This window comes from Lysinibacillus sp. NPDC093210 (genome assembly GCF_044753985.1).
GTDB lineage: Bacteria > Bacillota > Bacilli > Bacillales_A > Planococcaceae > Lysinibacillus.
The window spans coordinates 184,873-206,589 of sequence record NZ_JBIVOE010000001.1 but is presented as its reverse complement, the minus strand read 5'-3'; the positions used below and the strand labels follow the sequence as shown (position 1 = coordinate 206,589).

General features: G+C 36.2%; 23 protein-coding genes. 18 read left to right on the top strand and 5 right to left on the bottom strand.

Annotated features, from left to right (window positions below):
- Positions 1–308 precede the first annotated feature (308 nt).
- Together brnQ and ACIP9C_RS01010 are read left to right on the top strand one after the other, a co-directional pair.
- Positions 309–1,658, top strand: coding sequence for a branched-chain amino acid transport system II carrier protein (brnQ, locus tag ACIP9C_RS01015; RefSeq protein WP_401007800.1), 1,350 nt, complete (start codon positions 309–311; stop codon positions 1,656–1,658).
- Between the two features lie 125 nt (positions 1,659–1,783).
- Positions 1,784–2,416, top strand: coding sequence for a LysE family translocator (locus ACIP9C_RS01010; RefSeq protein ID WP_401007798.1), 633 nt, complete (start codon positions 1,784–1,786; stop codon positions 2,414–2,416).
- A gap of 54 nt (positions 2,417–2,470) precedes the next feature.
- Here the strand turns inward: ACIP9C_RS01010 and ACIP9C_RS01005 are convergent, their stop codons facing one another.
- Positions 2,471–3,229: an SDR family oxidoreductase gene (locus ACIP9C_RS01005; RefSeq protein WP_401007796.1), complete on the bottom strand. Its 759-nt coding sequence runs from the start codon at positions 3,227–3,229 to the stop codon at positions 2,471–2,473.
- A gap of 229 nt (positions 3,230–3,458) precedes the next feature.
- Between ACIP9C_RS01005 and ACIP9C_RS01000 the strand changes: the two genes are divergently transcribed.
- A complete protein-coding gene (locus ACIP9C_RS01000) occupies positions 3,459–4,064 on the top strand; it encodes a TetR/AcrR family transcriptional regulator (RefSeq protein WP_401007794.1) in 606 nt (201 codons plus the stop codon).
- 127 nt (positions 4,065–4,191) lie between these two features.
- Here ACIP9C_RS01000 and ACIP9C_RS00995 read toward each other — a convergent pair whose 3' ends face one another.
- On the bottom strand, positions 4,192–5,388 hold the full coding sequence (locus tag ACIP9C_RS00995) for a YhgE/Pip domain-containing protein (RefSeq protein WP_401007793.1): 1,197 nt from the start codon (positions 5,386–5,388) through the stop codon (positions 4,192–4,194).
- 51 nt (positions 5,389–5,439) lie between these two features.
- Positions 5,440–6,021, bottom strand: coding sequence for a TetR/AcrR family transcriptional regulator (locus tag ACIP9C_RS00990; protein ID WP_401007791.1), 582 nt, complete (start codon positions 6,019–6,021; stop codon positions 5,440–5,442).
- 180 nt (positions 6,022–6,201) lie between these two features.
- On the opposite strand from ACIP9C_RS00990, the gene ACIP9C_RS00985 reads away from it, so the two are divergent.
- The 5 genes from ACIP9C_RS00985 to ACIP9C_RS00965 all read left to right on the top strand — a co-directional run bounded on the left by ACIP9C_RS00985 (position 6,202) and on the right by ACIP9C_RS00965 (position 10,687).
- Positions 6,202–6,522 carry a PadR family transcriptional regulator gene (locus ACIP9C_RS00985; protein WP_401007789.1) on the top strand — a complete coding sequence of 107 codons (321 nt, stop codon included), beginning with the start codon at positions 6,202–6,204 and terminating at the stop codon, positions 6,520–6,522.
- 28 nt (positions 6,523–6,550) lie between these two features.
- Entirely contained in the window at positions 6,551–7,081 is a 531-nt protein-coding gene (locus tag ACIP9C_RS00980; protein ID WP_401007787.1) for a DUF2812 domain-containing protein, read from the top strand.
- An 11-nt stretch (positions 7,082–7,092) separates the two neighbouring features.
- Positions 7,093–7,998 carry an ABC transporter ATP-binding protein gene (locus ACIP9C_RS00975; RefSeq protein ID WP_401007785.1) on the top strand — a complete coding sequence of 302 codons (906 nt, stop codon included), beginning with the start codon at positions 7,093–7,095 and terminating at the stop codon, positions 7,996–7,998.
- A complete protein-coding gene (locus ACIP9C_RS00970; RefSeq protein ID WP_401007783.1) occupies positions 7,985–9,226 on the top strand; it encodes an ABC transporter permease in 1,242 nt (413 codons plus the stop codon). The genes ACIP9C_RS00975 and ACIP9C_RS00970 overlap by 14 nt, the downstream gene beginning before the upstream one ends.
- Positions 9,227–9,517: 291 nt before the next feature.
- Complete coding sequence (locus ACIP9C_RS00965; RefSeq protein ID WP_401007781.1) at positions 9,518–10,687, top strand: toxic anion resistance protein; 1,170 nt, start codon at positions 9,518–9,520, stop codon at positions 10,685–10,687.
- 198 nt (positions 10,688–10,885) lie between these two features.
- Here ACIP9C_RS00965 and ACIP9C_RS00960 read toward each other — a convergent pair whose 3' ends face one another.
- Positions 10,886–11,485, bottom strand: a complete 600-nt coding sequence (locus ACIP9C_RS00960; RefSeq protein WP_401007779.1) for a TetR/AcrR family transcriptional regulator — start codon at positions 11,483–11,485, stop codon at positions 10,886–10,888.
- A 105-nt stretch (positions 11,486–11,590) separates the two neighbouring features.
- Here ACIP9C_RS00960 and ACIP9C_RS00955 point away from each other — a divergent pair, with 105 nt between their 5' ends.
- The 8 genes from ACIP9C_RS00955 to ACIP9C_RS00920 all read left to right on the top strand — a co-directional run bounded on the left by ACIP9C_RS00955 (position 11,591) and on the right by ACIP9C_RS00920 (position 17,947).
- Positions 11,591–12,277, top strand: coding sequence for a CoA transferase subunit A (locus tag ACIP9C_RS00955; RefSeq protein WP_401007777.1), 687 nt, complete (start codon positions 11,591–11,593; stop codon positions 12,275–12,277).
- Positions 12,261–12,905: a 3-oxoacid CoA-transferase subunit B gene (locus tag ACIP9C_RS00950; protein ID WP_401007775.1), complete on the top strand. Its 645-nt coding sequence runs from the start codon at positions 12,261–12,263 to the stop codon at positions 12,903–12,905. The genes ACIP9C_RS00955 and ACIP9C_RS00950 overlap by 17 nt, the downstream gene beginning before the upstream one ends.
- Positions 12,906–12,921: 16 nt before the next feature.
- On the top strand, positions 12,922–14,232 hold the full coding sequence (locus ACIP9C_RS00945) for a GntP family permease (protein ID WP_401007773.1): 1,311 nt from the start codon (positions 12,922–12,924) through the stop codon (positions 14,230–14,232).
- Positions 14,233–14,251: 19 nt separating this feature from the next.
- Positions 14,252–15,208 carry a 3-hydroxyacyl-CoA dehydrogenase family protein gene (locus tag ACIP9C_RS00940; RefSeq protein WP_401007771.1) on the top strand — a complete coding sequence of 319 codons (957 nt, stop codon included), beginning with the start codon at positions 14,252–14,254 and terminating at the stop codon, positions 15,206–15,208.
- Positions 15,201–15,947 (top strand): 3-hydroxybutyrate dehydrogenase, encoded by a 747-nt coding sequence (locus tag ACIP9C_RS00935; RefSeq protein ID WP_401007769.1) that lies wholly within the window; start codon positions 15,201–15,203, stop codon positions 15,945–15,947. Before ACIP9C_RS00940 ends, ACIP9C_RS00935 begins: the two co-directional genes overlap by 8 nt.
- A 17-nt stretch (positions 15,948–15,964) precedes the next feature.
- The gene (locus ACIP9C_RS00930; protein WP_401007768.1) at positions 15,965–17,146 is read left to right on the top strand and encodes a thiolase family protein; all 1,182 of its coding nucleotides are present in this window, start codon (positions 15,965–15,967) and stop codon (positions 17,144–17,146) included.
- A 498-nt stretch (positions 17,147–17,644) separates the two neighbouring features.
- On the top strand, positions 17,645–17,788 hold the full coding sequence (locus tag ACIP9C_RS00925; RefSeq protein WP_401007767.1) for a hypothetical protein: 144 nt from the start codon (positions 17,645–17,647) through the stop codon (positions 17,786–17,788).
- A 21-nt stretch (positions 17,789–17,809) separates the two neighbouring features.
- On the top strand, positions 17,810–17,947 hold the full coding sequence (locus ACIP9C_RS00920; protein ID WP_401007765.1) for a hypothetical protein: 138 nt from the start codon (positions 17,810–17,812) through the stop codon (positions 17,945–17,947).
- 128 nt (positions 17,948–18,075) lie between these two features.
- Here ACIP9C_RS00920 and ACIP9C_RS00915 read toward each other — a convergent pair whose 3' ends face one another.
- Positions 18,076–19,494: an aminotransferase-like domain-containing protein gene (locus ACIP9C_RS00915; RefSeq protein WP_401007764.1), complete on the bottom strand. Its 1,419-nt coding sequence runs from the start codon at positions 19,492–19,494 to the stop codon at positions 18,076–18,078.
- Between the two features lie 113 nt (positions 19,495–19,607).
- On the opposite strand from ACIP9C_RS00915, the gene ACIP9C_RS00910 reads away from it, so the two are divergent.
- Both ACIP9C_RS00910 and ACIP9C_RS00905 read left to right on the top strand, forming a co-directional pair.
- A complete protein-coding gene (locus ACIP9C_RS00910) occupies positions 19,608–20,531 on the top strand; it encodes a DMT family transporter (protein WP_401007763.1) in 924 nt (307 codons plus the stop codon).
- 64 nt (positions 20,532–20,595) lie between these two features.
- Positions 20,596–21,255, top strand: coding sequence for an MBL fold metallo-hydrolase (locus ACIP9C_RS00905; RefSeq protein WP_401007761.1), 660 nt, complete (start codon positions 20,596–20,598; stop codon positions 21,253–21,255).
- Positions 21,256–21,717 lie beyond the last annotated feature (462 nt).

The following is a 21,717-nucleotide window of genomic DNA, read 5'->3' as shown; positions in this document are numbered from 1 at the left end:
CTAGGAACTGTACAATTAGCAATCAACTACGAAAAAACTATTGTTTTTATAATAAATGCCTGTTACCATAGTGAAATTGTAGTGAAAATTCATTCGATTTAACTTGTTTTAGCAACTCCTCTACTACTTTAAGTGGGGACGAATAATCACTGAATTATGTGAAAGCTTAAATCAGTCTGAATCAGGTTTAAGCCCCGGCGGAGATCACAGATTTTAAGAGTGCTTTTCGAGCAAGCTCGAAAAAATCTGGACGCAACTACGTCAAGGTATTTTGCTATAGTCAAACACATCTAAGGAGTACATCAATTATGCAAAAGAAAATACCTTTTTCTACTTATGCAGTCATAGGAACGATGTTATTCGGACTGTATTTTGGAGCGGGGAATCTTATTTTTCCAATTCAACTTGGACAACTTGCGGGAACAAACTTTTGGTTTGCACTGATCGGCTTTTTAGTTACCGCGATCGGTTTGCCATTTTTGGGCATTTTAGCGATTGGTTTATCGGGTAGTAATGGTCTGCGGGATTTAGCAAGCCGCATTCATCCTTTATTTGGCGTTATTTTTTCACTAGCGTTATACTTAACAATCGGTCCTTTTTTTGCAATTCCTCGAACTGCCACAGTACCATTTGTCGTTGGTTTTGAACCATATATCAATGCGGAATATACAACAATTTTACTAGCTCTATTTAGCTTTATATTTTTTGCAATTGTCTATTATTTCTCGTTAAATCCGGCGAAGATTATGGACTATATCGGTAAGGTACTAACACCAGCCTTTTTAGTTGTTTTATTTATTTTAATTATTATCAGTATTGTGAAGCCGATGGGTCATTTCCAACAGCCAATCGGTGACTATATCCATTCTTCCTTTATGACGGGCTTTAAAGAAGGATACAATACGATGGATGCGCTAGCGTCACTTGCATTTGGTATCGTCGTTATTAATGCTATTAAAAGTGCAGGTATTACAGATAGAAAAGAAATTGCCAAGGCAACATGGACATCAGGTATCTTTGCGATGGCATTAATGACACTAATTTACGGGCTCATTACGTATATGGGCGCATCGAGTATTGAGGCTGTCGGAACATTTGAAAATGGTGGATTAATTTTCGCAGCAGTAGCCGACCATTATTTTGGCTCATTTGGTGCGATTTTATTGGCAGTAATTATTGTGCTAGCTTGTTTAAAAACAAGTATTGGCTTAATTACTTCTTGTAGTGAATTTTTCCATGAAGTTTTCCCGAAAATAAGCTATAAATGGTTTGTATTCATTTTGTGTGTTGTGTCATTTTCAATAGCCAACTTTGGTTTAAATAATATTATTCAATTTGCGATTCCAGTGCTGATGTTCTTATATCCACTTGCAATTGTCCTAATTTTACTTGCTTTAAGCTCTTCGCTATTTAACAATAAGCAAGCAGTTTATGCATCTGCGATGTTCTTAACATTTTTCGTAAGCCTAATCGATGGCTACAATGCACTCGTTAATAGCATTCCAGGAGCAAAATTAAGCCTTTTGGATTCAGTAGCAGAGTTGTATTCAAATGTTTTACCTTTATATGATATCGGGTTAGGATGGGTATTACCGGCTGTAATTGGTGTTATTATTGGATTAGCAATGCCTTCAAGAAAAGTATCAACAATTAACTAACATATGAGAAAGCACACACATAAATAATTAATGTGTGTGCTTTTTATATATAAAAATATTATATGCAGAAAATTTATTCAATTTAATTTATAATGATACTTAGTATTGGTTGAAGGAGTGAACATATGCATGAGATTTGGATGTTTACAGCAGTGGCATTGATGATTGTTATGGTGCCTGGAGTGGATTCGCTTCTAGTGTTAAAAAATACAATCATCCATGGAAAGAAAGCAGGCTTTTTTACAATGGTGGGGATTATTCTTGCTCTTGTAGTTTGGACAACCCTTGCTGTTCTTGGGCTTGCTACGATTATCTCAAAATCAATGGTCGTATTTTTAGCGATAAAATATGCAGGTGCCGCGTATTTAATCTATTTAGGTATCCAATCTTGGCGTGCAAGGGCACAAAATATGATATTACAAGAAGAGCTACCTTTACAGGTAGAAGCAGAAAAAAATGTATCGCTTAGCTGTATGACCCAAGGCATTACGACTGATCTATTAAACCCAAAAACATTGCTATTATATGTAACTTTAATGCCTCAATTTATTCAGCCGAATTTTAATATTAACTCTCAATTAATCGTATTAGCAGGCATTTTAATCGCGTTATCAATTGTTTGGTTGGGCATTGTGATACTCGTTATGAATGTCATTCGAAAATGGTTTATGAAACAGACGGTGCAGGCAATATTTAATAAAATTACAGGTGTTATGTTAGTAGGAATTGGCATACGTATAGCGACTGAAAAAGTATAGAGCTTGAAAAATGCACGCAAAGGTCAAATTCCTTTGCATGCATTTTAAAAAGGCTTAGTAAGCAGTCCATCCACCATCAACGGCAATGATTTGTCCATTCACAAAGCTTGCTTCATCGGAGCCTAGGAAAATAGCAAGTTGTGCAATTTCTTCGGGTTGCCCAGCACGTGGATTGATTGCTAGTCCTAGTGATTGACGAGCTGCACCAACTTCGCTCATATTGGTCATTGTTGCAGCGATATTTGTCATAACAGCACCTGGTGCAATACCATTACAACGAATGTTTTGGTTGGCATACATAAATGCTGTATTTTTTGTTAAACCAACTACAGCATGTTTAGATGCAGTATAGGCAGCACCAGCACGTGCACCGTATAATCCACCAGCAGAAATATTATTAACAAAAACACCATGTCCTTGCTCGAGGAAAATTTTTGTTGCCATGCGCATTGAACGCATAACAGCAGTTGTATTTACGGCAAATACTTTATCCCACCGCTCGTCAGAAATCTCACCGACAGGCTCCATACCATCCATAATGCCCGCATTGTTAACTAAAATATCTAATTTACTATAAGCATTTTTTGTTTCATCGAATAAGCGTTGCATGTCCTCAGTTGAAGCGACATTTGTTTGTATAGCAATAGCTGTGCCGCCATTTGCTTGAATACCATCAGCAACAGCCTGTGCACCGTCTAAATTTAAATCTGAAACAACAACTTTAGCACCTTCTTTTGCATAACCTTCTGCAATTGCTTTTCCCATACCTGAAGCTGCACCTGTAATGATTGCTACTTTACCTTCTAATCTCATGTCAAAAGACCTCCTATTAGATCAAAATTCCCTGAGGACAAAGTTATTTTGTCCTTAAGCTTAACCAGAAACAAATATGCACTCGCATTTACTACTTCTGGTTATGTATTGAACATGTGTTCATTAAAATATTATAATACTCATGTAAGCGATTTCAATATGCAGAATTCGTAGAACTGTTCAGTAATCAACACATTTAAAATATTTGTTTAATATGGAGGTGAAAATTTTGACTGTTAACGATTTGCGGGTAGTAAAAACAAAGCAGGCGTTACATAATGCATTGCTTACTTTGTTAAGCGACAAACCGCTAGAAAATATCTCGATTGCGGAAATATGCCGTGTAGCAAAAGTGAATAGAGGCACATTTTATTTACATTATGAACAAAAAGAGAAGCTGTTTGAGGAATACTTTCAGGAAATTGTGGAGGATTTATATAATTCCTATGAGGAACCATATCGCGCTGCATCGATCATTATTAAAAATGAGTTAGATCCAAGTACGATTCGTATTTTTCATCATATAGAACGGTTTAAACTCTTTTATCGAATTGTCTTTTCAAAAAATGTACCGCTAACCTATTATTATATGTTATTTAATGAAATTCAATCGCTATTAAAAAGAGACTTAGCACAAAATAAAATAGGCAAAATAACAACTGACTTTTATAGTGCCTATCAAGCAAATGCAATTATCGGCATGATTATTGAGTGGTATCGTCATGATTTTGCCGAAAGTGCTAATGAACTAAATCAGCAGCTTGCGGCCATTTTACGTCTTGAAGAAAGTTACGACAATGCCGGTAAACCTAGGAGAATTGCCGATAAACACTGAGAAGTCGCCGATAAACTCATGCCCAACGCTGGTATACCAGAAGTACTTGAACCACAGTAAAAAGAGTTAGATTGATGGCAGTCAATCTAACTCTTTTTCTCTTTTGCATAGCCTTTGTATTTTATTATTAAGGTGTAGTCACGCTTAATTCTTGTTCTATTTTAGGTCTTTTTAGGGCAACCGCAACGGTAGCAACCACGAGTGTGACAGCAATGATTATAGCTAACGAACTACTATTATGATTTAGACTTTCAGAGCTACCTCCAAATATAATTGTATAATAGCCGTCAGCCCCGTAAGTTGCTGGCAAAAGGGAAGCGAGGCGATGGTAAAAGTCTGAAAGCATAGCATTCGGTACGAGTACGCCAGATGTGACAAGCTGTAAGGAAAGTGCGCAAATATTAAAGACCATGCCGAGATTACCAAATACGATGACAAAGACCTGTGCTAAACATAGAAAAGCCCAAAACATAAAAGCTTGGAATAGATAAATAGTGAAAAAGCTTTCCGTACTTGAAATTGTAAATAAATGCATCAATCCTATTGTCAGTAATGGAAGAATAAAAGCAACAGCAATATTTACAAGCTGTCTAGCAAAAAATAAAGACCATTTCGAAACAGTATGCTGGACGATTTCAGCTGCCTGCTGATGTTGCATAATCATCACCATTGCACCGACAAATGATGAAATAATAACCATTAACGGTACAAAATTTGCTGCAAAACCTTTGACGTCATTCGTTTTAATAATAGTAGATTCAACTGTTCGGTCTTTTACACCCATAATGGTTGAAGCAACAGTATCTTGAACTTTAAGTGCTGTATTTTGTTCTAAAGGAAGCTGTGAAAACTGCTGTGAAAATGCCTTTATAATCTCTCCTTGCTGTACTGGATACAGACTATGATTGACTTCCTCTGTAGCTTGTTTTGCTACGCTCTCCATCAATGTTTTAGCAAGGCTTGCGTTCGCTTGATTTATGGAATAAATAATTTTAGCTTCTTCACCAGTCTGTAATAGGACAGAAAAATCAGCCGGTATGTGAATAATCATATTTATATGACGCAGATCCAAATCTTTTTCTGCCATTTTAATTGAGGTGAATTCTTTCGTAGCAAAAGGCAATGATTCCTTTAATCCGCTAATCACTTCTTGACCAAAGGCTGAATCTTCACTGATCAAGCCAATTGTTAAGTTATCTGTTCTATCATTTATGCCGTCGTATGCAGTCATCCAGATAGAAAAAAATATTAATTGAAATGCAATTGTAGCGGCAATACCAATATAAGTTTCGCGAATTTTAAATAACGCTTGTAATCCTTTCATAATAAACCTCCTATAAGTAAGTACTTACTTGCATACTTGAAAAAATTTTTTCTAGGAAATTAATCCCCTAGAAAAAATTGCAACACTTGTGTTAATCAGTTCTTCAGTTGGAAGGGTAGAAACGGTCGTACCTAATCGAGCGCGTGAAATAAAGTGACCGAAATTAAGGGCAATAAGAGATAGTGCAGCAGCTTCATAGTTAACTTCACGGATTTTCCCTTTATGGTGCATCTCCTCAAAATAATGAATTAACTCATTTTTGAAGAGCAGGGGGACATTCGCTATTTCATTACTGATTTCTGGAAATTGCATTGATTCCTTAAAGCCAATCATAACAAGGTCCTTTATGGACATCATATATTCAAAATACTTCATTGAAAAATGTTTTAAATCTGTTTCTAAATCCCATGAAACCTCTTCACGGATCATTTTTTGCAAAATAGGGTTGTAGGAAAATCTGTCCACAATGGTCTTTAAAATCCCTTGTTTATTGCTAAAGTGGCGAAAAATCGTTACTTCATTGACCTGTGCTAAATCGGCAATTGCCTTCGTTGTCGCTGCGGTGTAGCCCTTTTCACTAATTAGCTGTATGGCTGCTTCAATAATTCGATCTGCTGTATCTTTCGTTGTCAATAAAATACATCCTCCAATGCAAGTGATTACTTACATGTTAACATGAGTGATTTGTATTAGCAATAGCTCAAAATGAATCATTCGCCAGTTTTAACATTGACAACTATATCGGGCGCTGATATATTTTATTTATATCGTCAGTCGATATATTGTTTGGCGATATAGAGGGAGGTATTTTTTATGACACAGACACAGGAATATCCGCCTTTAACAGAGGGTGTTTATTATATTTTATTAGCATTATTTGAAGCTCGACATGGCTATGGCATTATGCAATTGGTCGAGGAAATGAGTAAAGGTCGTGTACGTCTTGGGGCAGGCACGATATATGGCGCTATTAAAACATTGTTGGAACGTCAATGGATAGAAGCATTAGATGGTGATGGACGTAAAAAGGAATATATAATTACGGAAAGTGGGAAAAAAGTAATAGAATATGAAATTTTACGATTAAGGGAACTTTTTGATAATGGTATCCGTATAACAAATGGGAAAGCATAAAACGCATTTTTATATAAGAGGTGTTGATATGAAAAAAATTAAATTTCGCTTTTTTCTGGACTATGAAAAAGAAGAGGTATGGGTCAATGAAATGGCCGAGCAAGGGTGGCATTTACGAAAAAATATAATCAGCTTCTTTGTATTTGAACAAGGTGAACCTGGAAAATATATTTATCGTAATGAATTGGTAGTGGGTGAAAAGAAAGATTATTGCGAATTTTTAGAGTCATTAAATATTGAATGCGTTTCTAAATTTGGTGTTTGGGCATATTATCGTAAAGAAGCAGCAGAAGGAGAATTTGAATTATACTCAGATGCACCTTCTAAAATAAAATATTTAAAATCAATTAGTAGGCTGTTTATCCCAATTGCCATTCTAAGTGTTTTAATAGGATGTTTCAATATATTCACGGGGCTAACAACATCGCCAGCAACGTTTATGTCTATTAATCTTGGTTTTCTAAATGTGTTTTTAGGGGTTTTAATGTATGTACCAATTAGAAAAATTCAAAGACGCAAAAAGCATCTAGAACATGATTTACATATATTTGAGAGGTAAGGAGGATAATTATGACATTACAATTACAGCAGGTCACAAAAAAATACAAAGATTTCACAGCGGTTGATAATTTAAATTTTACGATAGAAAAAGGTGAGATTTTTGGACTAATTGGTCAAAATGGTGCAGGAAAGACAACGACATTCCGTATGATCTTAGACTTGCAGGAAACTACAGCAGGCACGATATCATGGAATGGAAAGCCTGTGAATTCAATAAACCGTGACGTTCTTGGTTATTTACCAGAGGAACGTGGAATTTTCCCTACAATGAAGGTGGAGGAGCAGCTCTACTTTTTCGGAGAGCTACGAGGCATGAAAAAAGCAGAACTCAAGAAGGATATTGATTTTTGGATTAGCCGTTTTGATTTAGAAGAAAAACGTAAAGATAAAGCGGAGACGTTGTCTAAAGGAAATCAACAAAAGGTACAGTTAATTGCAAGCTTTATTCATAAACCACAATTTTTAATTTTAGATGAGCCTTTTAGTGGTCTTGACCCAGTGAATAAAGACTTACTGAAAGATGCCATTTTACTGCTAAAAGAACAAGGAACAACGATTTTATTTTCAAGTCACCAAATGGATAATGTCGAAGAACTTTGTGATCACTTATGTCTTTTAAAACGGGGAGTATCACTTTTTTCCGGCAGTTTATTAGATTTAAAGAAACAGTATGGCAAAACGAAGCTGTCTGTACGAACTGATTACTCTACTACAGAGTTACTTCAGCTTGAAGGTGTTAAAGACATACGTGTGGAAAAAGAGCAAACGGTGTTAATGCTTGAGGATGAGCATTATGCAGAAAGTATTTTCCAACGTTTATCTGCTGGTAAGTACATCGAAAAATTTAGTTTAGACTATTTAACACTGGATGAAATTTTTAAAGATAAGGTAGGTGGCAGCGTTGTCGAAGTTTAGTTTGTTAATGAAGCAATTATATAAATCAAAATTGAAATCAAAATCATTTATTTTAATGACACTTCTATACGTGCTTGCAATGTCTGTTGCGATTTTTTGGTCAGATATTAAGGAGCTTTTCACAGGGAACGATGAGGCACAGCAAATCGCTATTGTTAATGATACGACCGCAGATTTAAGCGGAATATTTGTATCAAATAGTGATATGGCGTTTATTCAAGATGAGACAAATTTAGAGAAGTTAGAGCAAAAAGTAAAAGACGGTGAACTTGATGCTATTGTTGAAGTGAGTGATCAGAACGGTCAATTGCATGCAGAAATTTCAACGTTTAAGCCATTGAAATTAAATGATCAATCGACGATATCTTCTTTATTGCAATATGCTGGACAGCATTACGCAGTACAAAAACTATCCCTATCGTCAGAGCAGGCAGCTCAAATTATGGCTGCCAAAACGATTATTTCAAATAAAAATTTAAATGAAGAAAGTACTGGTGGAAAAAGTGAGGAAGAAAAACAATCAGGGCTATGGGTATCCTATGCTGTCGGCATTTTAATTTATTTCTTTATTTCCACATTCTTATCGATGATTACAACTGAAATTGCTTCTGAAAAGGGCTCACGCGCTATGGAAATGCTATTAGTAAGTGTGAAACCTGCCACGCATTTTAAAGCAAAAATTGCAGGTGTTCTGCTCCTAGCAATGACACAAATGGCGATTATTGCAGTTGTCTTTCTTATCTATGCAAAGTTCGCGAAAGATGGCGTTATTTGGGAAATGGCAGCAAGTATTGTTAAAGAATTATCGCTTGGATATGTGCTGTATGCAATTCTGTTTTTACTGTTAACAATTGTTTTATACTTGATCGTTGGCGCATTATTTGGCTCATTAGTGTCTAAAGTAGAGGAAGCCGGTCAAGTGCTAATGCCAGCAATGATGATTACCTTAATCGGCTTTTATGTAATGCTTTCGGGAATTGGTAATCCCGATACAATTATTATTAAAGTTTTCTCTTATATTCCATTCACATCGGGTATGGTGATGCCAATGCGTATTGGAGCGACAGATATAGGTATGATTGAGCCTTTACTATCACTTGGCATTTTAGTTGTGACAATTATTGTTGCATATTTATTTAGCTTATCGTTCTACAAACGTAGCGTCTTAACATATAGTACAGGCGGTGTAATTCAAAAGTTTAAAACGGTATTAAAAGTAACAACATAATGATGGAAAGCAGCTATTTACATGTAGCTGCTTTTTTAAATAAATAATACAAATTTTTAGAAAAGATGTAAGGCGAATTGAAGATTCAGTCGAATTTTCAGTTCAAACAGGCTATAATTTGAGGAGAAGGAATGATGGAATGCTTTGGGAATGAAGCTAAATACCGCGCAATCAAACTTCCCATTAGACCGAAACTTTAATTAAATCGAACGTGTATGGCTAAAACAGATGAAACTTTTTCATCTACTAATCGTATGTAATAGAAGAGATTAATCGCAGGGGGTATTACTTATGTCTGAAATGAACAATGACCTATTTAAATCAAAAGATCCATTCGCAACTGAAAAACCACAACTACAACCTAACCCATTAATGCAAGCTGAACCAGTGCAAACACCAACATTGATTTCTGAGCAAGAGCTATCACAAATTGCTCAAAACCAGCTTGTTTTAAAGAAGGATCCAGAGGTTCATGCACTTGCTCAAAAAATTGATGTAAAAGACCAAATCGCTATGTTAGAGCTAGGAAAAGAAACGGCGAATGGCATTTCTACATTTTCAGATAAAATGCTGGCAACTATGAGAGCTAGTAAGCTGGAAGAATCCAGTGTATTGTTAAATAACTTAAATAAAGTGATGGATAAATTCGATCCGCAAGATTTTGCAGAACAGAAAAAATCTGGCTTCCTTACAAAGCTGTTCAGCAAAGGAAAAGAACAATTAGAAAGATTTTTATCTAAATATGACAGCATGAATAAAGAAGTTGATGTGATTTACCGTGAAATTCAAAAGTATGAAGTTGAAATGAAACGTAACACTATCGACTTGGAAAACTTATACGACCAAAACTTAGATTATTTCCAAACATTAAGTAAATTTATTGCGGCGATTGAAGTAAAGGCAGATGAAGTTCGTGCTGCGTTACCAATGTTAGAGCAAAAAGCGCAAACAGGTGACCAACTAGCCGCAATGGAATTCGAAACGATGCAACGCGCAGTAGAATTACTCGAGCAACGACGTTATGATTTAGAAATGGCACAGCAAGTATCGTTCCAATCTGCACCACAAATTCGATTAATGCAGCAAGGTAATAACCATCTAATCGGAAAAATTAACTCAGCATTTGTAACGACTATTCCAATTTTTAAACAAGGTTTAATCCATGCCGTAACGTTAAAACGACAAAAGCTTATCTCAGATTCAATGAGTGAACTGGATCGACGCACAAATGAAATGCTTGTGCGTAATGCAGAAAACATTAGCAAAAATAGTGTCAATATTGCACGCGCTGCTGGTAGCCCAAGTATTAAAATTGAAACAATTGAAACAACATGGCAAACAATTATGGCTGGTATTCAAGAAACAAAGCAAATTCAAGCAGAAACTGCGAGAAATCGCGAGGAAGGCCGCAAACGTATCGAAAAATTGCAGCTTGAATATGAAAAATTAAAAAAAATGTAATGATAAACATAGGACAGAAGACAAACTCTTAAAATAGAGTATGTTTCCTGTCTTTTTTCTTTACTAAAAGTGGAGTTAAATGTACTATGGGTAATTTAAATCAACGATTTTTCTCTGTTTCAAAGAAAGTTGAACAATAATAACGATTAAAAACACTATAATTTCAAAGACTAATGGAATCCAAATTATAGGATTTATCTAGTTTCGTAGACTTGTTATAAGTTGTTTTATTAGTGGTTTTCCTAAATTCTCCAATTTAACATCATCTAACTGCAACCCCCAATAATATATGGCTCCCATCAAACTTTGCACAATCATCTGAAAAAATTTTTCCGTAGAATCGATGTGTCGAATTGAATTATCTTCTTTTCCCTCTTCAATTATTTGGTAAAGAATTACATACAGTTTACGATTTTCATTTGTGAAGAAAGTATGCTCATTACTTATGATTGCTGCGGAGTAAATAACGCGCATTAAATCCTTTCCCATCTCTTTCTCTATACAACGGAATACCGCTAGACAGAAGGCTTCCAATCGTTCTATTGCTAAAGTATATTGTAGCTTTAATTCCTCATAGATATGTACATAACTTTTGTCCATTTCCATAAAACGCATCATGAAAATACTTGATTTAGATGGGAAATGTTGATAGAAGGACCCCTTTGATGTTTTACTTTCCTTTACAATTCGATCCACGGAAACATTATCGTAGCCAAGCCTTTTAAATAATTCAAGGGCTACGCTCATGATGTGAAGTTGTGTTTGAATACCTTTTGTTGTTTTATTCTCTAAATCCATTATTTCTCGCTCCTTAAAGAAAGAATTTTCTAAAATGTTTGACTATTACTTATTCCCATTATATCATCAGACTATAGTCTAGTCTAATAAGGAGTGATAGTAAAAGTGGAGAAACTGAGAAAAGCTGAAGAGCTAGAATTTTTGTTTAAGGATTCTATGCGTCTATTAGTCGGGGGTTTTGGCATTTCAGGTACACCGTTAACATTATTAGATGCTGTTGCGAAGTTTGAGGCAGGAAATTATGAAGTTGTTAGCAATAATCTTGGGGATGAGGGGAAAGGTCTTTATAAAGTGTTCGACGCAGGAAAAATCGATAAAGCAATTGGTTCATTTTTCACGATTAACAAAGAAGCTATAAAGGCTTGGTCAATGGGGCATTTGAAAATTGAGTTAATGCCCCAAGGTACTTTAGCAGAGGCAATTCGTAGTGGAGGTGCTGGCATCGGTGGTTTTTACACGCCAACTGGTGTTGGAACAAGACTAGCTGAAGGAAAGGAAGTTCGAGAGATTGATGGTGTTCGTTATTTATTTGAGAAGGCAATCAAAGGGGATATTGCCCTCATTAAAGCTGCGAAAGCCGATAAAGCAGGCAATCTGGTTTATCACACAACTGCAAGAAACTTCAATCCAATAATGGCAACTGCTGCAGAAATAGTCATTGTGGAAGTCGATGAAATCGTTGAAATAGGGGAGCTAAATCCTGAAGAAATTATAACACCCCATATTTTTGTAGATTACGTTATTGAAAGTAAATACATCAAACAAGGGGGGACCTATGTTGAAGCTAAGTAGTCGAGAAATAATTGCGATGCATATTGCACGTGAGCTAAAAGATGGCGATGTAGTCAACCTAGGCGTGGGAATTCCAACGCTTGTTTCAAAATATATTGATGATAAAAAGATATATTTCCAAACTGAAAACGGTTTAATCGGCATGGGTCCACCGCCTAAAGAAAATGAGCAAGATATAGATTTAATAGATGCGGGGAAAGCTCCTGTCACAATAACGCCAGAAGCAGCATTCTTTGATAGCGCTTTCTCATTTGCGATGATACGGGGTAAACATGTGGATGTAGCTGTTCTAGGAGCACTTGAGATTGACCGTTATGGAGAGATTGCGAATTGGTCTGTACCGAATCAACCCATTTTAGGTGTCGGTGGCGCAATGGATTTAGTCGCTGGTGCGAAGAAAGTAATTGTAGCAAGTACCCTTTTCACCAAAAATGGCTCTTCTAAACTAGTAGAAACATTAACGCTGGATTCTAGCGGTGAACGGCGTGTTAACCAACTTGTAACGGAGTATGCGAACTTTTTATTCCAAAATGGTGAGATTTTCATACAGGATATTTATGGGGATTTAACATTTGAAGAATTAGAATCACGCATTGGATTACCATTAAAACGAAAAATTAGTATCTAATTGAAGGAGGAAGCCTATGTGGAGTTTAATTACGATTACAATTTCATTAATTTTATTAATCGTATTAGCACTAAGAGGATTTAGTATTATCATTATTGCTCCAGTTGTAAGTTTATTCGTTATGGTGACAAATGGGTTTCCGATTTTAGAAACGTTCCAAGAAACGTATATGACTGGGTTTATCAATTACGTTCGAAATTATTTTCTAATTTTTTTGTTTGCAGCAATGTTCGGTAAGCTAATGGATGATAGTGGAGCGGCTCGTCAAATCGCCAATCTATTACTTCGAATTATCGGAAAAGATAGTAAATATAAAGTGTTAGTAGCAATTATGGTTATCTGTGCGTTCTTAACGTATGGTGGTATAAGTTTATTTGTAGTTATTTTCGCAGTATTACCAATAGCGAAGCCCTTATTTAAAGAGTTAGATATTCCGTGGCATCTATTTATGGCAGCGTTTTTTACAGGGATTGGTACCTTTACAATGACGATGTTACCAGGAACACCTTCTGTACAGAACATTATCCCGACAAACTACCTTGGTACAACGGTTACAGCAGCTCCATTATTAGGGATTATCGCAGCTGTTTTCGTTATTGCGATAAACCTATGGTATATGAAATTTGCGTTAAAGCGTTCAGAACAACGCAAGGAAACCTATGCAGGTATGACAAACCCTGATAATAATGGCAAAGACGGTATTAAAGATATTTACGAGGGGCGTACATTACCAAATGCATTTTTGAGTTTAATTCCGCCAATTGCCTTGTTAATCGCTCTGAATATTTTCAAGGTTGAAATCATTTACACACTAATGGGTGTTGTATTATTAACAACCGTCTTATTCTGGAAATACATTAAAGTCAAAAAAAATACACTTAACGAAGGTGCTGTATCAGCGGTACTACCAATTATTAATACGAGTGCTGACGTTGGTTATGGTTCGGTCATAGCAATTACTACTGGTTTCAGTATTTTTAATGAAGCGATGGCACAAATTCCAGGTAGTCCGCTTATTTCACTTTTCCTAGCAACAACGGCACTTGCTGGAATCACTGGATCTTCAAGTGGTGGGCTAGGAATTGCAATGGAAGCGCTATCATCGACTTACTTGAAAATGGGGTTAAATCCTGATGCTATGCATAGAGTAGCAGCAATTGCTTCGGGCGGACTAGACTCGCTACCACATAATGGGGCTGTTATTACAATTTTAGTAGCTTCAAAGTTAACCCATAAGGATGCTTATAAACATATCTTTGTGGTTTCGGTTATTGCACCATTAATTGCAAGTATTCCAATGCTAATAGCAGCAATTTTATTATATTAATACTTAAGGGGGAAGGAAGATGATTCAAAAAATTGGGGTTATAGGATCCGGAACAATGGGGTTTGGTATTGCTTTTCAATTTATCACGAATGGAATACCTGTTGTTTTACAAGATATTAGCGAAGAATCTCTACGATTAGCTAGTGAAAAACTAAATACTTATCTTACAATTTTTAGGGAGGAGGGGACTGTATTCGAAGATTCGGATAAAACCATTATTGATCGTTTAACATTTACTACAAAAATAGAAGAGCTTGCAGATTGTGATTTGGTCATAGAATCTGCCACAGAAAATCTTGAGATCAAGCAGAAAATTTTTAAGCGGCTTGATGAGATTTGCGCTGATTACACAATTATAACATCAAATACTTCTAGCTTAAAACTTTCAGAAATCGTTCGTTATGTAGAGAAGCGAAAAGATAAAGTGATGCTTACACATTTTTTTAACCCTGCACATATTGTACCGCTTGTGGAGCTGCTTAAAGGTCCTGATACAAAGCAAGAGACATACGATGAAGTTGACGCATTGATGAAAAAAGTGGGCAAGGTGACAATTAACGTTCGTGTTGAAGTACCAGGCTTAGTAGCAAATCGTATTCAAGTAGCATTAGCACGCGAAGCATTAGCATTGTTAGAAGATGGTGTTGTGTCAGAACAGGATCTAGAAAAAGCAATATTCGCAGGTCCAGGTTTCCGATTTGCGTCTAGTGGTTTATTGAAGATCATCGATTTTGGTGGATTGGATGTTTGGGGCATAGTATTGGATCAATTACAGCCAGCAATTGAATCAAAAGTTCGCTCGTATAGTGTGATTAAAGATAAAACTGAACAGGGCTATCTAGGTGTCAAATCTTCTAAAGGTTTCTTTGTATATCCTGGGAAAGGTTTAGATGAATACGTAATAGAGCGTGATCGTTCATTAATTCAACAGCTAAAAACATTTACTACTATTCAAAGGGGGATTGAACATGCGTAATATTTTAGTGACAGGTGCAGGTGGAGGTCTAGGATCAGCAATGGTGGAAAAGTTTGTAACTGAAGGGGATTACGTATTCGCTGCCGATGTAAAGTTAGAAGCTGCACAGGCAGTGGCAGACTTATATCCAGGGAAGGTTAAAGCAGTTGAGTTAGATGTTTCAAATACAAATTCAGTTCAGCAAGTAATAAATCGTATTTGTGAAAATCACGAACTCCATGTGCTAGTGAATAATGCGGGCTTACAATACCGCGCTAGAATTGAAGATTTTCCAGAAGATAAGTGGGATTTACTTCAAAGTGTCATGCTAAAAGGACCGTTCTTAATGACGAAATATGTATTCCCGTATATGAAAAAGCAAAAACATGGTCGTATAGTTAATATTTCTTCGGTTCATGGTGAGCTGGCAACACCCGAAAAAGTGGCATATGTTGCAGCGAAGCATGGCGTAATTGGTTTAACACGTGTAGCATCACTTGAAGGTGCTGCGCATGGGATTACGGTAAATGCTATTCTACCAGGACCAGTGAAAACACCTTTACTTGTGAAACAATTAAAAGATCTTGAAGAAAGTAGAGGGATGACTGAAGCAGAGGCGTTAAACGAAATTGTGTATCCGAAGCAAGCAATGCAACGTTTTATTACAGCTGAAGAAATTGCAGATAGTGTATACTTCATATCTTCAAAACATGCAACGGCTATAACTGGTGAAGCACTTAATGTTTCGGGTGGTATGTAAAAAAAGGGGGATTAACCATGTCAGCATATATTGTAAATGGTAGTAGAACAGCATTTGGTTCTTTTGGAGGCGCCTTTGCTAATACAACTGATATCGAACTAGGTGTTGTCGTTGTAAAAGAAGCATTACAACGTTCAGGGCTGAAGGCAAATCAGATTGAAGAAATAGTGTTTGGTAATATCATTCAAACAACAAGTTCCTCGGCATATTTAGCGCGACACATTGGATTAAAAAGTGGTTTATCGGAGGACAGTACTGCGCTTACGGTTAACCGTTTATGTGGGTCGGGCTTACAAGCAATTGTTTCTGCAGCACAGGAAATTGAACTTGGAAATATTCAAGCAGCAATTGCTGGAGGTACAGAAAATATGAGCCAAGCACCTCAAGTATTACGAGGTACACGCTTTGGATCGCCCAATAAAGCACCGATCGTAGAAGATATGTTGTGGGCGACTTTATACGATGAGGTTGCAGGATGTGGTATGGGGATGACGGCTGAAAACTTAGCGGAGAAATATGAATTATCACGAGAAGAACAGGATGAGTTTTCCTACAACTCACATAAACGTGCAGCGGAAGCTCGTCGTTCAGGTCGTTTTGCAGAGGAGATTGCACCAGTATTAGTAAAGACACGTAAAGGTATCATTGAGATAACTGAGGATGAACATATACGCGAAGAAATTTCGATGGAAGCCTTAGCAAAACTAAAACCGGCATTTAAAAAAGATGGCTCGGTATCGGCGGGGAACGCAAGTGGTATTAATGACGGTGCCGCAGCAATCGTTCTTGTATCGGAAGCTTACTTACAGGAGCATCAGTTAAAGCCATTAGCAAAAATTGTCACTTCAGCAACAGCAGGTGTCGATCCAACAATTATGGGAATTGGCCCAGCTCCGGCGATTCGTAAATTATTGAAAAAAGTAGATTTAACATTAGAGGATATCGGATTGTTTGAACTAAATGAAGCATTCGCTGCACAGTCATTAGCAGTTTTAAAGGAATTAGGAATTGATCAAGAAAAAGTTAATGTCAATGGTGGAGCAGTAGCGCTTGGGCATCCCGTCGGTGCAAGTGGTGCACGTATTACTTATTCGCTTGCATTAGAAATGCAAAAACGAGGTGTTAGATACGGCGTAGCAAGCTTATGCATTGGTGGCGGACAAGGTATTGCTATTTTACTAGAAAATCCAACAGTGTAGTAGGTCAATTTCGGGGTTCTAACACCAAAAACTTATAGTGCGTATTAATAGAAGTAAAAAGATTTTTTTATAAAGGAAAGTTTGATTAAAAATCATCTCACCTCTTAGTATTATAAGAGATAAGATGATTTTTTTGTGGATATTTTCGATAATAGCATCGCGTTTACAGTGAATTTCCAATATAGTCTTTGCTGAAATTTAGTGTTGTATTTAAGTTAGTGCACCTTTCATATAAACAGGGTGCTTTTTTATTTTGACAAAATGAATTTCCTCAATACGATAAAAATAAATGAGAATGATTATCACATAACAGAAGGTGAAGATTTTGAACAAAGCAATCAGTGATGTGAGCAATTTTTTACTAAATGAGGAGATAGGACAATCATTCCTGCCAGCCTTCATAATAACGTTTGTGTAGTGAAAGAAAACCAAATAGACTAATTAAAACCGTATTAGAAGCAGAATATAGATAACTATAAAGTATTGGAGGAATAAGCGATGAAAGACAGAAACTTACGTGCAGCGTTTCAAGCGTGGGAAGAACTAAGTTCAGATCCAGAATCCATTATAGCGTACGAATCACGAGTCAAATTTATGATTGACGAAGAGGCAACATTAGAAGATGCAAAATACCATGCATAACAAGAAGGGTTTGAAAAAGAAATGCAAGAAGGCATACAAGAAGGTATAAAAACCATTGCGAGAAAGATGATAGTAAAAGGAAATAGCAATAAAGAGATTATGGAGTTAACAAGCTTGGCGTTTGAGGAAATTCAATCGTTAAGACAAGATGTAGAATGATAGATAGAATAAGCTCAAATAACTTACTAGTTATTTGAGCTTTTTTATTTCAGCAAAAAAACTTCTTACCGAAAGTCAAAGTGATAAAAATGTAATGTGAGCACGGAGTACCTCGTTTCCAAGAACCATCATGTAGCAAGAGATTGCGCCACCGCAACCAACTTTTTTATCCCTTCTCTTATTTGCTTTTCATTTACATAAGAATAACTTAAACGTATCCAAGAAGATTGTTGTTTTAGTGGATTGCATATTTGACCTGGCACAAAGGATATAGATTGTTCGATACTTTTCGATAATAATAATTCAGTTGAAAGTAGATCAGGGAGCTGCACCCATAAATTTAGACCACCATTTGGACTGACCCATTGCCAACCTGTTACTGCTAGCTCTTCCTCCATAATTTCTTTTCTTATTTGTAGGGCGATCCGAATTTTCTCCAAGTGCTGTTGTAGCCTTAGTGATGAAAAGTAATGGAGAAAAATTTTTTGATTGAGAAGCGGAGAGCCATTATCAGCTAACGATTTTTCTGTTAATAGTAAGTTCATTAATGATGGTTGACAAATAACGGTCGCAATTCTCAAACCTGGTGAAATGTATTTGCAAAAGCTTCGGATATAAATGACAGTTCCCGCTGTATCAAATGTGTAAAGGGGTGGTGGTGGAGCATAGTCAAAGTAAATGTCGTGATAGGCATCGTCCTCAATTAATAGACATCGATATTGTTCTGCTAATTCTATTAATCTTTTACGTTGCTCGACTGAAACAGTATAACCAGTTGGGTTATGGAATGTTGGGTTGACATAAAATAGGCGTGGTTTGTATTGTTTCATAAAGTATTCAACCTGATTTAAATCGTACCCCTCTGGATGGATGTCAACCGTTACAATGTGTGCTCCTTGTGCTCTAAAAATATCAATCGCCGCACTATAGCTTGGCCGTTCAAATAAAACGACGTCTCTTGGCTTAATAAACGTTTGAGCGATTATGTGAATCGCTTGCTGTGAGCCAGAAGTAATTAACAGATCATCTGCTTTGAAATGAGTTTTATACTGGTTAATGAAATAGTGTGTGAGTGCTTCACGTAGCTCTAAATCACCTTGTACAGTGGAGTAGGTTGCAAGTACTTTGGGATAAAGGTCAAACACTTTCTTCACGTAATCTGAAAAGTAATGATTAGGCAAAAGATTTGGATCAATTAATGCCTGAGAAAAGTTATAGGAAACAGGTGATTGATGGATTTCAGATAAATGATTTTTTTGTACATATGCAGAAATAATTGGATTGTCCTGATATGAGAGTTCGGAATTTTTTGTTAAATCAGATTGGACAAAATAACCTACTTTATCTTTTACATAAACTTTGTCGTGTTGTTTTAGTAAACGATAAGCCTTTAATACAGTTAATCGATGAATATTCATTTCTAATGCTAATTGTCGGACGGAAGGAATCTTTTCATGCTCTTTCCATTCATTACGTTCTATTCGGTGCAGTACATAATCATATACTTTTTTAAATAGATAATCTTCATTTTGTAACGCTTTGCTCACATCGATTCCTCCTATTCAAAACGATTGTACCATGACCTAATCGATTCTGGTCTATCTTTTTCAATCTGTTCTATCCGCTATCTTTTATGATAGAAACAGAGGAGGAGTTTGCTATGGTTTTGATTAATTATTTCTTTATGTGTTTGATTTTTGGAACGACATTTTTAGCGATTAAAATTGGGGTGGATGCAGGCGTTCCTCCATTTTTATCAGCTGGACTTCGTTTTTTCATTGCTGGCTTGCTGCTATTTAGTTTTATGGTTTGGCGAAGAAAAACGACAATAGGGATATTCTTTCGGAAAGAGATGTTTTTTACAGGGGTGGGTTTAACCTTTGGCACGTTTGCCGCATTATACTGGGCAGAACAATATGTGACATCAGGCATTGCAGCAGTTTTGTCTGCTACAGGTCCGATGATGATTATCATTATTCAGTCATTCATACTAAAGCAAAAAGGAAATCGCAACTCATTCATTGGCTGTGTTGTCGGAGTCATTGGTGTCACGTTTTTAATTTTACCTAGTTTTTCAATTGAAATAAGTTCTTTCTGGATGGTCGGTTGTTTTGCCATTATAGTTGGAGAAGTTTTTTATGCAGTGGGAACGATTTATACGAAGAATGTTGTTCAAAAATATGATACGACATCACCGATTGCTTTAAATGCAGCGCAAATGATGCATGGTGGGATTTTATTAATCGTTTTATCCCTTTTTACCGAGAACATTCAGCTTGATTATCTTGTAAGCTCAGCTTCAATGGGCTCTCTTCTTTATTTAACGATTGTTGGCTCAATGATTGGTCATAGCATGTATTATTGGCTTGTCTCACGGACAAATCCTATTTTTCCTTCTACATGGCTATATATCTCACCATTAATTGCTGTTATATTAGGTGTACTTTTTTATCATGAATATATTTCTTGGCTAACAGTCATAGGTACTGTGACGATTATTGTAGGAACGGTTTTAGTCAATTTTGAAACATTGCGGGATTTGCTTTGGCGTAAAGGGACTGTTCTTAAGGATATTCAAAATTAACTTGGTTGTTTAAGAATTATTGCAATCTTATTTTTAAATACAAAGATAAAGGAGAACTAAGTTTATGGAAGTTTCAAAGGGTGTTGAAATTCTAGAACTTGAATTTAATGGAATCATCATTTATCCAACAATTTTATGGGATCAGGGCATGGCTGTTTTAATCGACACTGGATTCCCTGGACAAATTGAAGATTTGCGCGTAGCAATGGAGAAGATAGGGGTGTCGTTCGATAAACTAAAAGTTGTCATTTTAACACATCAGGATATAGATCATATTGGCAGCCTCCCTGAAATATTGCAGGCTTGTGGAAGTAATATTAAGGTTTATGCGCATGCACTAGATAAGCCTTATATTCAGGGAGATTTACCTCTTTTGAAAGATGGACACATAGAAAGACCACCTAAGGGAATAGTGAATGACACTTTAAAAGATGGTCAAGAATTGCCTTATTGCGGAGGAATTTATATTGTCCACACGCCAGGGCATACACCTGGCCATATCAGCTTATATTTGAAACAAAGTAAAACGCTTGTTGCTGGGGATTCGATGTATAGTGTAAACGGCAAACTGGAGGGAATTCATGTTCCAACGACATTGGATATAAAGGTTGCACAACAATCTTTAAAGAAATATATAAACTTAGACATTGATTCCGTAGTTTGTTACCACGGAGGATTGAGTAAGGAAAATATTAATGAGCAAATTCAGAACAACCTTTATTGAAAAATGTAAAAGTGCCTTCTTATACAAACGAAATAAAACAAAAAAGGTGAGTGATGTTTCAAATATAAGAGGAATCTATAATTGTTCGATTATTTGCTCAAATCGGTTAGTAGTGAAACTTATTTCTCCAGCAAATGTATGTTGATATTTGCTAATAGAGTATTATCTTATAAATTTCTTTTTAGTTACACGATTGAGGCGAGTCTTAATATTTTGTGTAAATGAATCACATTTTTATTTTTAAATTTGTTCGAAGGATAAATTTAGGTTTTTAGGAAGGAGTAATCATTTCTAAAAACCTAAATATCGTGCTGCTTGTTCTCTTGCTTCTTTTGGCAATTCACTCATCGCTGTATAATCTGCTCGAACCTGATTAAAGCCAATTTGGCAACCTGTGGTGAAGTGGGGATTGTAGTCTTGTTCAGTGAAAGGAATAGTTCAAATGCTTCTTCGTTTCAATAT

Bases quoted from the DNA above. Each gene is read 5' to 3' on its own strand.
- ACIP9C_RS00985 (WP_401007789.1), top strand. From the start codon at position 6,202: ATGACACAGACACAGGAATATCCGCCTTTAACAGAGGGTGTTTATTAT.
- ACIP9C_RS00980 (WP_401007787.1), top strand. From the start codon at position 6,551: ATGAAAAAAATTAAATTTCGCTTTTTTCTGGACTATGAAAAAGAAGAG.
- ACIP9C_RS00950 (WP_401007775.1), top strand. From the start codon at position 12,261: ATGTTGAAGCTAAGTAGTCGAGAAATAATTGCGATGCATATTGCACGT.
- ACIP9C_RS00925 (WP_401007767.1), top strand. From the start codon at position 17,645: ATGAAAGACAGAAACTTACGTGCAGCGTTTCAAGCGTGGGAAGAACTA.
- ACIP9C_RS00945 (WP_401007773.1), top strand. From the start codon at position 12,922: ATGTGGAGTTTAATTACGATTACAATTTCATTAATTTTATTAATCGTA.
- ACIP9C_RS00940 (WP_401007771.1), top strand. From the start codon at position 14,252: ATGATTCAAAAAATTGGGGTTATAGGATCCGGAACAATGGGGTTTGGT.
- ACIP9C_RS01010 (WP_401007798.1), top strand. From the start codon at position 1,784: ATGCATGAGATTTGGATGTTTACAGCAGTGGCATTGATGATTGTTATG.
- ACIP9C_RS00910 (WP_401007763.1), top strand. From the start codon at position 19,608: ATGGTTTTGATTAATTATTTCTTTATGTGTTTGATTTTTGGAACGACA.
- ACIP9C_RS00935 (WP_401007769.1), top strand. From the start codon at position 15,201: ATGCGTAATATTTTAGTGACAGGTGCAGGTGGAGGTCTAGGATCAGCA.
- ACIP9C_RS00975 (WP_401007785.1), top strand. From the start codon at position 7,093: ATGACATTACAATTACAGCAGGTCACAAAAAAATACAAAGATTTCACA.
- ACIP9C_RS00920 (WP_401007765.1), top strand. From the start codon at position 17,810: ATGCAAGAAGGCATACAAGAAGGTATAAAAACCATTGCGAGAAAGATG.
- ACIP9C_RS00995 (WP_401007793.1), bottom strand. From the start codon at position 5,388: ATGAAAGGATTACAAGCGTTATTTAAAATTCGCGAAACTTATATTGGT.
- ACIP9C_RS01005 (WP_401007796.1), bottom strand. From the start codon at position 3,229: ATGAGATTAGAAGGTAAAGTAGCAATCATTACAGGTGCAGCTTCAGGT.
- ACIP9C_RS00965 (WP_401007781.1), top strand. From the start codon at position 9,518: ATGTCTGAAATGAACAATGACCTATTTAAATCAAAAGATCCATTCGCA.
- ACIP9C_RS00960 (WP_401007779.1), bottom strand. From the start codon at position 11,485: ATGGATTTAGAGAATAAAACAACAAAAGGTATTCAAACACAACTTCAC.
- ACIP9C_RS00930 (WP_401007768.1), top strand. From the start codon at position 15,965: ATGTCAGCATATATTGTAAATGGTAGTAGAACAGCATTTGGTTCTTTT.
- ACIP9C_RS00905 (WP_401007761.1), top strand. From the start codon at position 20,596: ATGGAAGTTTCAAAGGGTGTTGAAATTCTAGAACTTGAATTTAATGGA.
- brnQ (WP_401007800.1), top strand. From the start codon at position 309: ATGCAAAAGAAAATACCTTTTTCTACTTATGCAGTCATAGGAACGATG.